This is a genomic window from Streptomyces kronopolitis, assembly GCF_050953795.1.
Classification (GTDB): domain Bacteria; phylum Actinomycetota; class Actinomycetes; order Streptomycetales; family Streptomycetaceae; genus Streptomyces; species Streptomyces kronopolitis_A.
The window spans coordinates 1,490,000-1,504,182 of record NZ_CP191850.1; the positions used below are offsets into that span (position 1 = coordinate 1,490,000).

Genomic DNA, 14,183 nt, shown 5'->3' on the forward strand with positions numbered 1-14,183 from the left:
GCGGATCGCTCTCCGGGGCCCCACCAGTCATCCGCCGGGCGTCACACCTGGACGCGGCGCTCCACGACGTCCAGGATCTCGGCGATCGCCTCGTCCCGCGGGATGCCGTTCTTCTGCGAGCCGTCGCGGTAGCGGAAGGAGACCGCGCCGGCCTCCATGTCCTCGTCACCGGCGATGACCATGAACGGGACCTTGGCCTTCTGCGCGTTGCGGATCTTCTTCTGCATCCGGTCCGAGGAGGCGTCCACGTCGATGCGCAGCCCCTTGGCCTTCGCCTGGGCGGCGAACTCCTGGAGGTAGGGGACGTGCGCGTCGCCGATCGGGATGCAGGTCGCCTGCACCGGCGCCAGCCAGGCCGGGAACGCGCCCGCGTAGTGCTCCAGCAGCACCGCGAAGAACCGCTCGATCGAGCCGAACAGCGCACGGTGGATCATGACCGGACGCTGCTTGGAGCCGTCGGCGGAGGTGTACTCCAGGTCGAACCGCTCGGGCAGGTTGAAGTCCAGCTGGATGGTCGACATCTGCCAGGTACGGCCGATGGCGTCCTTGGTCTGCACGGAGATCTTCGGCCCGTAGAACGCGGCGCCGCCCGGGTCCGGGACCAGCGGCAGGCCCTGCTTCTCGGCCACCTTGCGCAGCGTCTCGGTGGCCTCTTCCCAGACCTCGTCGGTGCCGACGGACTTCACCGGGTCCTTGGTGGACAGCTCCAGGTAGAAGTCGGTCAGACCGTAGTCGCGCAGCAGGTCGAGCACGAAGGTGAGGGTGGCGTCCAGCTCGTCCGCCATCTGCTCCTTGGTGCAGTAGATGTGCGCGTCGTCCTGGGTGAAGCCGCGGGCGCGGGTCAGGCCGTGCACGACGCCCGACTTCTCGTACCGGTACACGGTCCCGAACTCGAAGAGACGCAGCGGCAGTTCACGGTACGAGCGGCCGCGCGCGTCGAAGATCAGGTTGTGCATCGGGCAGTTCATGGGCTTGAGGTAGTAGTCGACGCCCTCGTCGAGCTGCATGGGCGGGTACATGCCGTCGGCGTACCAGTCCAGGTGGCCCGACTTCTCGAACAGCTTCCCCTTGGTGGCGTGCGGGGTGTAGACGAACTCGTACCCCGACTCCTCGTGGCGCCGGCGGGAGTAGTCCTCCATGACCCGGCGGATGATGCCGCCCTTGGGGTGGAAGACCGCCAGGCCCGAGCCGATGTCCTCGGGAATGGAGAACAGGTCCAGCTCCGACCCCAGCTTGCGGTGGTCGCGCTTCTCGGCCTCGGCGAGGAACTCCAGATGCGCCTTCAGCTCGTCCTTGGTCGGCCAGGCGGTGCCGTAGATCCGCTGGAGCTGCTTGTTCTTCTCGCTGCCGCGCCAGTACGCGGCGGCCGAGCGCATCAGCTTGAACGCCGGGATGGCGCGGGTGCTGGGCAGGTGCGGACCGCGGCAGAGGTCCTTCCAGCACAGCTCGCCGGTCTTGGCGTCGAGGTTGTCGTACATGGTCAGCTCGCCGGCGCCGACCTCGGCGGAGGCACCCTCGGCGGCCTCCGCGGCGGAGCCCTTGAGCCCGATCAGTTCGAGCTTGTACGGCTCGTCCGCCAGCTCCTCACGCGCGGCGTCGTCGCCGACCGCCCGGCGCGCGAACTTCTGCCCGCGCTTCTGGATCTCCTGCATCTTCTTCTCGATGCGCTTGAGATCGTCCGGGTGGAAGGGGGTCTCGACGTCGAAGTCGTAGTAGAAGCCGTCCTTGATCGGCGGGCCGATGCCGAGCTTCGCGTCCGGGAACAGCTCCTGCACGGCCTGTGCCATCACATGCGCGGTGGAGTGCCGCAGGATGTTCAGACCGTCCTCGGAGGTGATCTCGACGGGCTCGACCTCGTCGCCCTCGGTGATCTCGTACGCCAGGTCCTTCAGCTCGCCGGCCACGCGCGCGGCGACGACACTGCGCTCACCCTGGAAGAGGTCGGCGGCCGTAGTCCCCGTGGTCACCACGCGTTCTTCCCGCTCGGAATCGCGTTGGACGGTCACACGGACGTCTGACACCGGTCTCTCCTGACTCATGTCTCCTGCGCGTCAGCGATCGCTGCGCAGCAGAATCGTACCGAGCCCGTGGACCGGACCGCGAAACGGTTTCACCACCCCCGCGCGCGGGGGCTCAGTCCTCCGCGCCGCAGGCCTCCTCGAAGAAGTCGAGATTCTCCTGGAGGGACTTCAGCAGCCGGTCCCGCTCGGCCTCGTCGACCTGTACGGGCGTGACGTCGCGGCCGCCGGTGATCCGCCGGAAGCCGCCCCGGCTCTCCAGCCGCCCGGTCACCCGCACCGGCAGCCCCACCAGATGCGCGTGCCCGGCGATGCGGTAGTCCTCCTCCCCCAGCGCGACCCGCACCTGCACCACGTCCGCCCCGGCGATCACCCGCAGCCGCACGGTGCCGGGACCGGCCGGCCGCTCCCTGCGCAGCCGCACCACCGCACCGGTCACCCGCACCGGCAGCGAGGGCTCGGCCCGCACATAGCGCCGGGTGGCCTGCTGCAGCGCGGGCAGATCACCGGGCGAGAACTCCACCGCCTCGGGACGGACCGGGCAGCCGGCCGGCGGACCGGCGCCCGGTGACCACTCGACCGAGATCCGCGCCCCTTCCGCGTCCCGCACCAGCGCGATCAGCGCCTGGACCAGCTCGTGGCAGACCCCCAGCGCGACCGCCGCGTCGAAGGCCTCCATCCCGCCGGTGGCCCGCTGGTAGTCGGTGGCGTCCCGGGCCGCGTGCAGCGCCCGCTGCAGCCCGGCGACCGCACCGCGCCCCCCGCGGACCGGGACGAACGCGGTCAGCCGGCGCCCGGCCACCGCCGGGCCGACCAGCACCTCGCCCAGGAACGCCTCGCCCTGCCGCCGGTGCCGGGCACCGTAATACCCGGCCCGGCCGTACGTCCCCAGCGCCCCGGCGACCAGCATCGAGCGGGCCGCCCCGCGCAGTTGCTCCTGGGCCGCCCAGTGCGCGGCCCCCGAGCCCCCGTCGGGGACCTCGCGCTCCCAGCGCACCTCGTCACTGGGCACCGCGAGCCCCATCAGCACCTCGCGGGCCGAGGGCGCCGCGCTCCGCGCCAGCGCCGCCAGCGCCTCCGCGAGCAGCTCCCCGCTGTCGGGGAAGCGGCGGTCGTGCGGCACCAGCAGGCTGGTGCCGGCCACGCCGCCGGGCGGCGTCCACCGGGCGTAGTGGCCGGCGGCCCCGCCCCGGCGCCGCCAGCCGTGCCGCGCCAGCAGCGCACCGAGCACCGCCGGGTCGAGCTGCGCGGGGTCCAGCAGCCGCGCGTCGTGATCATCGGTCGGCCGGTACATCAGGGTCTCCCTCCCGCCCCGACCCGCGTCATGATCTCGCAGAGCGCGCGGTCGTCGAAGATCCGCGTGGTCGGTATCCGCACGGTGGTCCTGCGCCGGCCGGTCACCGGGTGGCCGGCCAGGTTGATCCAGTAGCAGCAGTGCCGCAGTTCGAGATGGTCGTGCGAGGCCCTCAGCCAGTCCTGCGGGGTCCGCGGGACCAGCATCACGACCAGGATCTTGTGCACCGTGACGGGGGTACGGGCCAGCTTCACCAGATGCTCGTTGTCGAGGGTGAAGGCGAAGGTCGGCCCCGGCGGGCGGGGTGCGGTCTGGTAGGTGCACTTGAGCTGCACCTTGATGGTGACCTCGTCGTCGACGGTGTGGCCGGGCGCGCCGTGGCTGACGTGCCAGTCGATGCCGTTGTCCGGGAAGGGCTGTGCCAGCGAGCATCCGGCGGCGGCGGCGACCGCGTGCAGATATCCCACCTGAAGGGTCTCCATGCAGGCGGTGGTCGCGAGCGCTCCGCGCTGCGGGGTGAGGGCGGGCGGGGGGTACCTCCCGTTGGCGGGGGACAGCCCGCCCGGTTCGGGCTGCGCGAGCGTCATCGCTCAAGCCTTCCGGGCCGTGCCGATCGATGAGGGTGAGCGACGGGCAGGGGTCTCCTCCGCGCCGGCCCGTCCCTCTGGTTGTCTCCGCGTCAAGTGGCCGTCAAACAAAGACGGTTCGACGACCGGGCCGCTCGGGTATCACCAGGTCGGATGACACGCACGTCATCCACCGTACGAGCGCGAGGAGTTGGGATGATGCCGTGCTGGTATGACGGTCCGCTTGCCGCCTTCGACACCGAGACCACGGGCATCGACGTCGAGCGGGACCGCATCGTCTCCGCCGCCCTGGTGGTCCAGGAGACGCCGCGCTCCGCGCCCCGGGTCACCCGCTGGCTGATCAACCCGGGCGTCGCGATACCCGAGGCCGCGACGGCCGTGCACGGCCTGACGGCCGACCATCTCGCCCTGCACGGACGCTGGCCGGCGCCGGTGCTGGAGGAGATCGCCCGCGCCCTGGCCGCCCAGTCGGTGGCCGGCCGGCCGCTGGTCGTGATGAACGCCCCGTTCGACCTCACCCTGGTGGAGCGCGAGTTGCGGCGGCACCGCGCCAGCTCGCTCGACGCCTACCTGGGCGGCCATCCGCTGCGCGTCCTGGACCCCCGGGTCCTCGACAAACACCTGGACCGGTACCGCAAGGGCCGCCGGACGCTCACCGACCTGTGCGCGCACTACGAGGTCGAGCTGACCGACGCCCATGAGGCCGCCGCCGACGCACTCGCCGCACTGCGGGTCGTCCGGGCCCTGGGCCACCGCTTCGCCGAGCGCCTGGAGGGGCTGCACCCGGCCGAGCTGCACTCCCGCCAGGCCGTCTGGCACGCGGCGCAGGCCCGGGGGCTGGAGGCGTGGTTCGCCCGCAGCGGCAACCCCGAGACCGTCGATCCGCACTGGCCGGTGCGGCCGGCTCTGCCCGCCGCGGCCTGACGGGTGTTCAGCGGCTTCCGGGGCCGGCCGGCGAAGGGCCGGCCGGAATTACCGGACCGCGTGCGCCAACGAAGAGAACCGGACCGCCTTTTGGCGGCCCGGTTCCTGATCCCGGTGGGCGATACTGGGTTCGAACCAGTGACCTCTTCGGTGTGAACGAAGCGCTCTCCCACTGAGCTAATCGCCCGGGTGTCGGCGGGGTTTCCCCTGCGAACGAGCAGAACAATACAGCCCGCCCGGGCCCGGCATCAAATTCCTGTTCACGGGCGTCCCCGGGCCGCCCTCCGGGGCCCCCGGCGCGGCTCACCCGCGGGCCAGCCAGGCGGCCAGGCCGCGCCGCCCGGCCCGCATCATCAGCGCGTGGTTGGCGAGGAAGGCCGGCCGGCCCGGCAGCGCGAACCGCCGTAGCAGCGGCTTGCAGACCTCGACCTCCTGCTCGAAGACGACCCGGGTGCCGCCGGCCCCGGGCACCACCGTCCAGCGCGCCCAGCCGGCCAGGTCCCCGCGCATCGCGATCTCCAGCGTCCCCGTGCCGGGGTCCCGCACCCGCTCGCTCGCCACCACCGTCAGGTCGTAGGGCAGCAGGGACCGGAAGCGGACGATCCCGCTGCGGTCGTCGAGCGAGGCCACCTCGCGGACCTGCGGCCACCAGGAGGGGTAGGCCTCGGCGCGTTCGAGCACCGCGTAGACGACGGCCGGCTGCGCGGGGAGCAGCCAGACGGTGCGGAAGCGGTAGCGATGCAGACGGCGTGACCAGTCGGACATGATCCCAGTGTGCGCCTCCGGGGCGGCACGGGGGCCCAACAAGCGCGACGGCCCGGAGACTTGGAGTCTCCGGGCCGTCGTCCGGGGTGGGCGATACTGGGTTCGAACCAGTGACCTCTTCGGTGTGAACGAAGCGCTCTCCCACTGAGCTAATCGCCCGGGCGCACCGCCAACATTACCCCACGCCGGCAGGCACTTTTGACCATCTCCCGGTCACTCGGAGACGTTCCACGGCATCGCGAGGCCGAACTTCCACACGTAGACCGCGAGCACCGCCGCGATGATCACCAGGCCGACGGTGGTCAGCGTGATGTTGCGCCGGCGCACCTTGGGGTCGAGCGCCTTCTGCGCCGCTTCGGTGACCTTGCGCTTGGTCCAGCGCAGCACCAGCTGGGCCCAGACGAACTCCGTCGCCCAGATCGCCATGCCGCCGAAGATCACCAGCCAGCCCGGCCCCGGCAGCGGCAGCATGATCACGCCGGCCACGACGACCGCCAGTCCGACGACGAAGACTCCGACCTGCCAGCTCAGGTGAAGCGGCCGGGAGCGCTTGATGAAGTGCGGCGCCCGGGAGCCGAGCGGCTGCTCGGCCGGAGCGCCCTCCTCCAGGGTTCCCGGCCCCCCGTTACTCTGCGTATTCATGCACCCAAACTTACCGGATGTGCGGGTTCGCCGGAATTACCGTCGAGGACGATCTCGCAATCCGCCGGAAGAGGTACCTGAAGCCACCCAAAACCGTCAGAGGGGTTTACAACGGCACCGTAGGTGGCATGTCGATTTCGCCGACGTGCGAATCCCCGAGCGCACACTGAGCGAAAGGCCCTGGCGCTTATGAACACCACGGTCAGCTGCGAGCTGCACCTGCGCCTCGTTGTGTCGAGCGAGTCCTCACTGCCTGTACCCGCGGGCCTGCGGTATGACACGGCCGATCCTTATGCCGTGCATGCCACCTTCCACACCGGAGCCGAGGAAACCGTCGAATGGGTTTTCGCCCGCGACCTCCTCGCCGAGGGCCTGCACCGGCCCACGGGCACCGGAGACGTCCGCGTATGGCCGTCCCGGAGCCACGGACAGGGCGTGGTGTGCATCGCCCTGAGTTCCCCGGAGGGCGAAGCCCTGCTCGAGGCGCCCGCGCGGGCTCTCGAGTCGTTCCTCAAAAGGACGGATGCCGCCGTACCGCCCGGTACGGAGCACCGGCATTTCGATCTCGACACCGAGCTCTCCCACATCCTCGCGGAGAGCTGAGACGCAGAACGGTTACCGAAAGCACTCACCCGCTCACACTTGCGCCCGTCCGACTCGGGGAGACGGCGCAGGACCGACAAGTTCATACGGCACACTTCGGCGTCGTCGCCGCGGACCCACCGCGGAGTCGGCGCTGAAGCTTGTTCGAGGCGCTAGAGTCGGCGACCATTCGGCAACCACACCCCGGGGGCGGCACCCGTCCGGCCCCACCCTGCCAGGGAGCGGAACCGTGATGATCACCCATGACACCCGGTGCGCACTGGACGCGGTCGTCGATCTGCTGAACACCGCCCCGGAGGGCGAATCGCCCGGAGCGCCGGACAGCCTGACCGATGTGGCGGACCTCGGGGACTTCGTGCGCCGCAACGACATCAGCGACGTGGGCACGCTCGGTGCGGGGGATCTGACGGCCGTACGGTCCCTGCGGGCGCGGTTCGCGCAGATCTTCGCGGCGGGCGACGACCGCACCGCGGCCGAACAGCTGAACTCGCTGGTCGCCTCGGCGGGCACCACCCCGCGGCTGACCGATCACGACGGCTTCGACTGGCACGTCCACTACTTCGCGCCGGGCGCCTCGGTCGCCGAGCACCTGGCCGCGGACGGCGGGATGGCTCTGGCGTTCCTCGTCGTCGCCGGGGAGCGCGAGCGGCTGCGGCGCTGTGAGGCGCCGGACTGCCGGCACGCCTTCGTCGACCTCTCCCGCAACCGCTCGCGGCGCTACTGCGACAGCCGCACCTGTGGAAACCGGCTGCATGTCGCGGCCTACCGGGCACGGCGGCGGGAGGCCGCGGGCTGAGCCGCCGCCGCGGACCCGGGCCGGATCGGTCCGGGTCCGCGGCGCACCGGGCGGCCTCACAGGATGTAGAGGTCATGCACGGCGCCGAGGAGGAGCAGGAAGCCGATCACGGCGAGGAAGAGCATCAGCGGCGGCTGGGACAGCGCGAACAGGCAACCGCGCGGTTCGGGGGACGGGGCGTCGTCTTGGGCGAGGGCGCACTCATCGTTCATCTCGCGCGCATCATGGCGCAGCCGATCGTCCGGTTTCGCCCGATCGGCGCCTCAGCGGCGGTATTTCATCAGATCCCGTGCTTTTTCAGGATCGCTTCGATGTCCGAGAAGTCATCCTTGGGTGCACCGCCCTTGTCCGGTGCGGCCTTGCCCTTGGCGGCCGGCTGCGCGGCCGGGCGGCCCGCGCCGAGGGAGGGGGCGGAGGCGGCCGGGGCCACCGCCTCGGGCCGGGCCGCCGCCGCGGCCTTGCGCTCCTTGCGGCTGCCGATCCCGCCCCTGCGGCGCTCCGCCGCCCGGCCGAGGGTGAACAGCAGGAACGAGAGCGCGAGCAGGCCCAAGCCGGCCCAGACCGTGGGCTTGAAGACGATGCCGGTGACCCAGTCGATGACGCCCGTCATCACCAGGCCGATGGGGATCAGGGAAAAGGCGGCGATGCGGGTCGCGGCCAGGAACCGCTTGCGGTACGCCGTGATCGCGGCGATGCCCAGGCCCGCTGCCGACACCGCGGCACAGACGGTCGAGGTCAGCATCCGGTCCTCCTGCCGATGGATGGGTGAGCAGGCATTCTGCTCCCTTCCATCCTGCCTTGTCCGTACCCGCCCGGGCCACGTTCCGGCACGTCCTCAGGGACATCTCCGGGTTGCGCTCCTTCGCAGGTCCCGGTTCGGGCACCCGCCGGGGTACCTCGCGGCGGGTGCCCCGGCCGGGCTGGAAGACTGGCCGCCATGAACGACACCCCCTCCGCCGCCGCCCGTCCCGTACTGGACGTGTGGTGCGAGCTTCAGTGCCCCGACTGTCATGCCGCCCTGGAGGATCTCCGGGCGCTGCGGGCGCGCTACGGCGACCGGCTGGACATCCGGCTGCGCCACTTCCCCCTCCCCAAGCACAAGCACGCCTACGTCGCCGCCCAGGCCGCCGAGGAGGCGCTGGAGCAGGGGCAGGGGTGGCCGTACATCGAGGCGGTGCTGGCCCGCAGCGAGGAGCTCGGCGCGCGCGGCGAGAAGCTGCTGCTGGAGGTCGCCGGGGAGCTGGGGCTGGACGCCGAGGAGCTGGACACCGCGCTGATCGACGGGCGGCATCTGCTGATCGTCGACGCGGACCAGGCCGAGGGCAAGGCGATCGGGGTGACCGGGACCCCGACCTATGTGATCGGCGGGGAGCGGCTGGACGGCGGGACGGGCCAGGAGGGGCTGCGGGCCCGGATCGAGGAGATCGCCGACCGGCTGCTGGCGGAACAGGGCTGAGCCCCGCCTCAGCGGCGCCCGCCGGGCACGCTCACAGGATCGGCTTCCAGAGCAGATAGCCGGTGGGCCGGTAGCGCAGCGAGGCGTAGAGGCCGAGGGCGGGCGCGTTGTCCGCGTAGACGTTCAACGCGAGGGTGGCGTGGCCGGCGGTCAGGCTCTCGCGCTCGGCGATCAGCAGCAGGGTGCGGCCGTGCCCGTGGCCGCGGTGGCCGGGCGCGACCCGCACATCGACCACGTAGCCGCCGGGCTGGTCCGGCATCCGCAGGGCGACCCAGACGCTGCCGACGTCCGTGCCGCCGTGGGTCAGGACGCGCAGCGCCTGGTAGGGCGTGGCGGCGCCCTCGGGCAGCAGGGCGCGATGGCCGGCGGCGGAGGCCTCCTCGGCACGCGCCCGGGGCATCCCCTGGGCCAGCTGCGTACGGAGGTGCTCGGCGAGCGCGGCCTCCCGCCAGGCCGGGTACTCCTCCTCGCCCAGCGCGCGGTCGCCGCTGCCGTCGGGCAGCCGGGGCGGCCCGGTCAGGGGCTTGCTCATCGTGCGGCTGCGCTCGGTGTAGCCCAGCGTCGCCGCGAGCCGCCGCGCCGCCGTGGCGCCGGCCGGCACCGTCACCTCGATCTGCCGGCAGCCCCAGCCGCGCAGCACCTCCTCCGCGGCGAGCGCGGCAACCGTGGCCCGGCCGCGGTGCCGGTCCCCCGCGTCGATGCCCAGGTCCGTGATCCGGCCGGCCGTGGGGCCGAACCGGGCGTCGGTGGACAGCCGGATCCCGCCGACCCGGCGGCTGTTGACGCAGATGTCGTACGGACGGGCCCGGCCGCCGTCGTCGTGCCGCTCTTCCGGTCCCGCGGGCCGCAGCGTTGTCGTCACGAGGACTTTCTACCCGCCGGCGCGCGCTCCCGTCATCACCGCGGATCGAAGTCGGCGGCCGACTGCTCGTCGAATATCCGCATGGCCTCCGCGGTCACCGGGCCGGGCTCATCGGGGAGTTGGCGGCCGTCGATCCGGGTCACGGCCTGGACGTCGCGCAGGGTGGAGGTCAGGAAGATCTCCTCGGCGCGCTCCAGGGCGTCCAGCGGAAGATCGGTCTCCTTGGCGCCGGCCCAGCTGACCGTCAGGGCGCGGGTGATGCCCGCCAGACAGCCGGAGTGCAGCGGCGGGGTGTGCAGCTCGCCGTCCAGGACGACGAAGACGTTGGAGCCGGTGCCCTCGCAGAGCGCCCCGACGGTGTTGGCGAACAGCGCCTCGGAGGCGCCCTGTTCCCGCGCACGGGCCAGCGCGACGACGTTCTCGCCGTACGAGGTCGTCTTCAGGCCGCTGAGCGCGCCGCGCTCGTTGCGGGTCCACGGGACGGTCACGGCGGCCGTCGTATCGGGGCGGCGGGCGGTCTCGGACAGCGCGATGACCAGTGTGGGGCCGGCGTCGCCGCGGTCCGAGCCGAGCGGGGAGACGCCGCCGGTGTAGGTGAGCCGCAGCCGGCCCAGGGCCATCGGGTTGGCCGCCATGACGGCCTCGCAGCCGCGCCGTACCTCGTCGAGATCGGGATCGGGCAGGCCGAGTCCGCGTGCGGAGGTGGTCAGCCGCTCCAGATGACGGGTGAGGGCGAAGGCCCGGCCGTGGTCGGCCTTGATGGTCTCGAAGACCCCGTCGCCGACCGTCAGCCCGTGGTCGAAGACCGAGACCCGGGCGCCGTCGGCGTCCCGCAGTGCTCCGTCGAGCCAGATCTTCATCGCATACCTCCACTCGCCTCGTGCGCGCCCGACGCTACCGCGAGCAGCCTGCGCGCCTTCAACTCCGTCTCCGCCCACTCCCGCTCCGGGTCGGAATCCCAGATGATCCCGGCGCCCGCGCCGAAGCGCAGCACCGGTCCGGCGGGCGGGGTGCGGTCGATCCAGAACGTGCGGATGCCGACCGACAGCTCGCCGGTGCGGCGGTCCGCGTCGACCCAGCCGATGCCTCCGCAGTACGGGCCGCGGGGCGCGGTCTCCAGCTCGTCGATGATCCTGAGCGCGCTGGACTTGGGGGCGCCGGTGACCGACCCGGGCGGGAAGGTGGCGTCCAGCAGATCCGCCCAGGCGGTCTTCTCGTTCTCCTCGGCCAGTTCGCCGCGCACGGTGGAGACGAGGTGGACCAGGCCGGGGTGCTCCTCGATGGCGCACAGTGCCGGGACGGTGACGGTCCCGGTCGCGCAGACCCGGCCGAGATCGTTGCGGACCAGGTCCACGATCATCACGTTCTCCGCCCGGTCCTTCCCCGAGAGGTCCGCCGCGGTCCGGCCGGTGCCCTTGATCGGCCCGGAGTCGACCGTGCGCCCGTCGCGCCGCAGATAGAGCTCCGGGGAGGCGCCGGCGATCTCGACGCCGTGGGCGGGCAGCCGGATCGTGCCCGCGTACGGGGCCGGATTCCCGCGGGCCAGTACGGCGGACAGCGCGTCGACATCGGCGCGGCCGGGGTCGGGCAGCGGCGCGGTCAGGACCCGGCAGAGGTTCACCTGGTAGACGTCGCCGGCCGCGATGTGTTCACGGATGCGCCGCACGCCGCCGGTATAGGCGTCGCGGTCCAGGGAGCTGGTCCAGGAGCCGGGGGCGGGGCCGCGCCAGGCGCCGGGGGCGGGCTCGTCGGCGGCGGTGGCCGGCCGTACCTCGCCGAAGCGGGCGCAGACCACGGCGCCCTCGAAGTCGGCGGCCACCGCCCACCAGCCCGAGGAGTCCAGAGCCGCGGGATCACTGGTCACATCGCGCAGGTCGGTGGCTATCAGGCCGCCGAAGCGGGCCATGGGAGCGAAGTCGTGCACGTCAGCGAGTCTATGGCGGCGGCCGGGACCCCGCCTGTGCCGGGCGGGTCGGCGCAGCACGCTGCACAAACGCGTTTTTGTACTGGCCCCGGAATCCGCTAGAGTTCAACACGTCGCCGGGACGCGAGAGCGCCCCGGAGGCGAAGTAGCTTCCGGACGTAGTCTGGGAGAGACACCTGCGGACGTAGCTCAGTTGGTAGAGCACCACCTTGCCAAGGTGGATGTCGCGAGTTCGAGTCTCGTCGTCCGCTCGATGTGGGGGATCTTCCCGAACCCCCTCACTCCTGGTGGAGTGGCCGAGAGGCGAGGCAACGGCCTGCAAAGCCGTCTACACGGGTTCAAATCCCGTCTCCACCTCCAAGGACGATTAGCTCAGCGGGAGAGCGCTTCCCTGACACGGAAGAGGTCACTGGTTCAATCCCAGTATCGTCCACTGGATCCCCGAACGTGCTTGACCGGGGAATCCGTCCCGCGCGATTAGCTCAGCGGGAGAGCGCTTCCCTGACACGGAAGAGGTCACTGGTTCAATCCCAGTATCGCGCACGCAGCTGCGGATCTTCGTGATCCGCGGTCCCGAGGACGATTAGCTCAGCGGGAGAGCGCTTCCCTGACACGGAAGAGGTCACTGGTTCAATCCCAGTATCGTCCACATCTGATCGAGGGCCGGAGCATTTCGCTCCGGCCCTCGGTCGTTTTCCGGGGCCGGACCGGCCGGACGAGGGCGCTCGGGCCGGCCGACCGGAAGACCGGTCAGGACGAGAAGAGCATGTGGCCGAAGCTGCGGTGGTGGTCGTGGTGTCCGTGGTGCCCATGATGGCTCTGGTGGCCGTGGTGGCCCTGGTGCGGGGCTCCCCAGGCCGGGGCGGCCGGGTAGGCCTGCGGGGCGGGCGGCGGCGGGGGCTGCTGTATCCACTGGGATTCCAGACGGCTCAGCGCCTCCAGCTCGCCGTAGTCCAGGAAGATCCCCCGGCAGCCGGCGCACTGCTCGATCTGGACGCCGTTGCGTTGGTATGTGTGCATCGGTGCATGGCACTTGGGGCACTGCATCGTCGGCTCCACTCCTTGTCATCCGTCGCTGCTCGGCGCGGCGCCCGTGGAACGGCCTGCCCGCGGCGAGGGGTTCACCCTACGACGGGCCCGGCGGGCGCCAACTGCCGCGGCAGGGGCACCATCCGGGCACAGGCGTCGACCATGGCCTGCTCCGCCTCGTCGAGGGGGCGGGCGGCGCCGGTGGCCTTGGTGACGGCGAGGGCGGCGGTCTGCACGGTCAGGGCGCGGGCGGGGATCTCCAGGTCGGGCCAGGGGTCGCCGGCCGGGCGTACGGCGGGGCCGCCGGCGGCGCGGTAGGCGGCCAGGAAGCGCGTCCAGATGCCGGGGTCGAGCAGGCCGGTGGCGAACCAGGCGGCGGGGCGGGCCAGGTCCCAGGCGCCGTCGCCCAGGCCGAGGTCGTCGACGTCGATGAGGAGCCAGGGGCCGTCGGGGGCCGGGTGGCGGACCAGCTGGCCCAGGTGCAGATCGCCGTGGCACAGGGTGGCGGCGCGCGGGGGCGGGGCCTCGTCCCGGGCCCAGGGCGGCAGCAGGGACCAGGCACGCTCGACGGCCACGGCGGCCGCGGGCGGCGGTCCCGGGGCCGTTCGCGGGCCGTCGGCGGGGGCCGGGGCGGCGCGGAGCCGGGCCAGGGCGCGGGCGGCCTTGGCGGGGCCGCGCATCGGCGGCACGGGGCCCGGCAGTTGGCCGGGGTCGGTGGTGTGCAATCGGGCCAGCAGGCGGGCGGCGTCCTCCCAGGGCGCGGCGTCGGGGTCGTCGGGCGGCACCGGGCTGCCGTAGGGCCAGCGGGTGAGGGCCCGGCCGTCATCGGTGAGGGCGAGGAGGTCGTCGGGGGCGGTGACCGGGAGCGGGGGCAGCAGGATGCCGTGCAGCAGGGGGTGGGCGGCGATCCGCAGCCGGGCGGCCAGCTCGTGCGGGTCGGCGTCGGGGGCGTGGGCCTTGGCGACCGTGCGGCCGCGGCGGACGACGGTGCCGTCGGGGCGGTCGGCGAGCACCTCGGGGGCGGTGTCCGGGGTGCCGGCCGCGCTCCGGGCCGTGGTGGCTGCCGCGGCGAGGGCGGCCAGGCGGCCGAGCAGTGGTGTGGTCATGGTTCCCCCGGGTCCCGTACGGGACCCGCTGCGCCGTGGGTGATGGTGCGGGCCGGGCGGCCCGGCCTGGGATCGTACGCGTCCGGGCGCGCGCCGGGAGGCGGCCGGAAAACCCGAAGGCCGGGCATCTCCCCAGATGCCCGGCCATCGTGCCGTCCGTGGTTACCCCCCGTCCCC

The 14,183-nt window shown here is 72.5% G+C and carries 16 protein-coding genes and 7 tRNA genes; 9 read left to right on the forward strand and 14 right to left on the reverse strand.

The genetic code is table 11. The annotated features are described in order from the left end of the window. Window positions 1-41: 41 nt before the first annotated feature. From thrS to ACQP17_RS06370, 3 genes are all read right to left on the reverse strand, one after another. Window positions 42-2,021 carry a threonine--tRNA ligase gene (gene thrS / locus ACQP17_RS06360; RefSeq protein WP_433855367.1) on the reverse strand — a complete coding sequence of 660 codons (1,980 nt, stop codon included), beginning with the start codon at window positions 2,019-2,021 and terminating at the stop codon, window positions 42-44. 112 nt (window positions 2,022-2,133) lie between these two features. Continuing rightward, on the reverse strand, window positions 2,134-3,312 hold the full coding sequence (locus tag ACQP17_RS06365) for a hypothetical protein (RefSeq protein ID WP_433855368.1): 1,179 nt from the start codon (window positions 3,310-3,312) through the stop codon (window positions 2,134-2,136). Then, window positions 3,312-3,899, reverse strand: coding sequence for a DUF4365 domain-containing protein (locus ACQP17_RS06370; RefSeq protein WP_433855369.1), 588 nt, complete (start codon window positions 3,897-3,899; stop codon window positions 3,312-3,314). Before ACQP17_RS06370 ends, ACQP17_RS06365 begins: the two co-directional genes overlap by 1 nt. Before the next feature lie 198 nt (window positions 3,900-4,097). Between ACQP17_RS06370 and ACQP17_RS06375 the strand changes: the two genes are divergently transcribed. After that, window positions 4,098-4,823, forward strand: coding sequence for an exonuclease domain-containing protein (locus ACQP17_RS06375; RefSeq protein WP_364878090.1), 726 nt, complete (start codon window positions 4,098-4,100; stop codon window positions 4,821-4,823). Between the two features lie 115 nt (window positions 4,824-4,938). Here the strand turns inward: ACQP17_RS06375 and ACQP17_RS06380 are convergent. The 4 genes from ACQP17_RS06380 to ACQP17_RS06395 all read right to left on the reverse strand — a co-directional run bounded on the left by ACQP17_RS06380 (window position 4,939) and on the right by ACQP17_RS06395 (window position 6,230). After that, window positions 4,939-5,010: transfer RNA gene (locus ACQP17_RS06380), tRNA-Val, on the reverse strand. Between the two features lie 116 nt (window positions 5,011-5,126). Beyond that, window positions 5,127-5,588: an SRPBCC family protein gene (locus tag ACQP17_RS06385; RefSeq protein ID WP_433855370.1), complete on the reverse strand. Its 462-nt coding sequence runs from the start codon at window positions 5,586-5,588 to the stop codon at window positions 5,127-5,129. Window positions 5,589-5,675: 87 nt separating this feature from the next. Further along, a tRNA-Val gene (locus ACQP17_RS06390) sits at window positions 5,676-5,747 on the reverse strand. Window positions 5,748-5,801: 54 nt separating this feature from the next. Further along, window positions 5,802-6,230, reverse strand: coding sequence for a TIGR02611 family protein (locus ACQP17_RS06395; RefSeq protein WP_433855371.1), 429 nt, complete (start codon window positions 6,228-6,230; stop codon window positions 5,802-5,804). 189 nt (window positions 6,231-6,419) lie between these two features. On the opposite strand from ACQP17_RS06395, the gene ACQP17_RS06400 reads away from it, so the two are divergent. Both ACQP17_RS06400 and ACQP17_RS06405 read left to right on the forward strand, forming a co-directional pair. Then, a complete protein-coding gene (locus ACQP17_RS06400; RefSeq protein ID WP_003959770.1) occupies window positions 6,420-6,833 on the forward strand; it encodes an SsgA family sporulation/cell division regulator in 414 nt (137 codons plus the stop codon). A gap of 229 nt (window positions 6,834-7,062) precedes the next feature. Next, a complete protein-coding gene (locus tag ACQP17_RS06405) occupies window positions 7,063-7,629 on the forward strand; it encodes a CGNR zinc finger domain-containing protein (protein WP_433855372.1) in 567 nt (188 codons plus the stop codon). Window positions 7,630-7,685: 56 nt separating this feature from the next. On the opposite strand, the gene ACQP17_RS06410 is transcribed toward ACQP17_RS06405, so the two are convergent. Both ACQP17_RS06410 and ACQP17_RS06415 read right to left on the reverse strand, forming a co-directional pair. Beyond that, on the reverse strand, window positions 7,686-7,841 hold the full coding sequence (locus tag ACQP17_RS06410) for a hypothetical protein (RefSeq protein ID WP_006607510.1): 156 nt from the start codon (window positions 7,839-7,841) through the stop codon (window positions 7,686-7,688). A gap of 68 nt (window positions 7,842-7,909) precedes the next feature. Next, window positions 7,910-8,371 carry a hypothetical protein gene (locus ACQP17_RS06415; RefSeq protein WP_433855373.1) on the reverse strand — a complete coding sequence of 154 codons (462 nt, stop codon included), beginning with the start codon at window positions 8,369-8,371 and terminating at the stop codon, window positions 7,910-7,912. Window positions 8,372-8,566: 195 nt separating this feature from the next. On the opposite strand from ACQP17_RS06415, the gene ACQP17_RS06420 reads away from it, so the two are divergent. Further along, complete coding sequence (locus ACQP17_RS06420; RefSeq protein ID WP_433855374.1) at window positions 8,567-9,085, forward strand: DsbA family protein; 519 nt, start codon at window positions 8,567-8,569, stop codon at window positions 9,083-9,085. Window positions 9,086-9,116: 31 nt separating this feature from the next. Here the strand turns inward: ACQP17_RS06420 and ACQP17_RS06425 are convergent, their stop codons facing one another. From ACQP17_RS06425 to ACQP17_RS06435, 3 genes are read right to left on the reverse strand one after another with little or no spacing between them, the layout of a single operon-like run. Next, window positions 9,117-9,947 carry a GNAT family N-acetyltransferase gene (locus ACQP17_RS06425; protein ID WP_433855375.1) on the reverse strand — a complete coding sequence of 277 codons (831 nt, stop codon included), beginning with the start codon at window positions 9,945-9,947 and terminating at the stop codon, window positions 9,117-9,119. A gap of 35 nt (window positions 9,948-9,982) precedes the next feature. Continuing rightward, entirely contained in the window at window positions 9,983-10,807 is an 825-nt protein-coding gene (locus ACQP17_RS06430) for an aminotransferase class IV (RefSeq protein WP_433855376.1), read from the reverse strand. After that, on the reverse strand, window positions 10,804-11,853 hold the full coding sequence (locus ACQP17_RS06435; RefSeq protein WP_433859840.1) for a chorismate-binding protein: 1,050 nt from the start codon (window positions 11,851-11,853) through the stop codon (window positions 10,804-10,806). Before ACQP17_RS06435 ends, ACQP17_RS06430 begins: the two co-directional genes overlap by 4 nt. A gap of 196 nt (window positions 11,854-12,049) precedes the next feature. Between ACQP17_RS06435 and ACQP17_RS06440 the strand changes: the two genes are divergently transcribed. The 5 genes from ACQP17_RS06440 (at window position 12,050) to ACQP17_RS06460 (ending at window position 12,520) form a co-directional block, all read left to right on the forward strand. After that, window positions 12,050-12,122, forward strand: a tRNA-Gly gene (locus tag ACQP17_RS06440). 35 nt (window positions 12,123-12,157) lie between these two features. Next, window positions 12,158-12,231 (forward strand) — tRNA-Cys (locus ACQP17_RS06445). A gap of 1 nt (window position 12,232) precedes the next feature. Continuing rightward, window positions 12,233-12,304 (forward strand) — tRNA-Val (locus tag ACQP17_RS06450). A 38-nt stretch (window positions 12,305-12,342) separates the two neighbouring features. Next, a tRNA-Val gene (locus ACQP17_RS06455) sits at window positions 12,343-12,414 on the forward strand. Between the two features lie 34 nt (window positions 12,415-12,448). Beyond that, window positions 12,449-12,520, forward strand: a tRNA-Val gene (locus tag ACQP17_RS06460). A 101-nt stretch (window positions 12,521-12,621) separates the two neighbouring features. On the opposite strand, the gene ACQP17_RS06465 is transcribed toward ACQP17_RS06460, so the two are convergent. Together ACQP17_RS06465 and ACQP17_RS06470 are read right to left on the reverse strand one after the other, a co-directional pair. Next, window positions 12,622-12,918: a zf-TFIIB domain-containing protein gene (locus tag ACQP17_RS06465; RefSeq protein WP_433855377.1), complete on the reverse strand. Its 297-nt coding sequence runs from the start codon at window positions 12,916-12,918 to the stop codon at window positions 12,622-12,624. A 74-nt stretch (window positions 12,919-12,992) separates the two neighbouring features. Beyond that, window positions 12,993-14,006, reverse strand: coding sequence for a phosphotransferase family protein (locus tag ACQP17_RS06470; RefSeq protein ID WP_433855378.1), 1,014 nt, complete (start codon window positions 14,004-14,006; stop codon window positions 12,993-12,995). Window positions 14,007-14,183 lie beyond the last annotated feature (177 nt).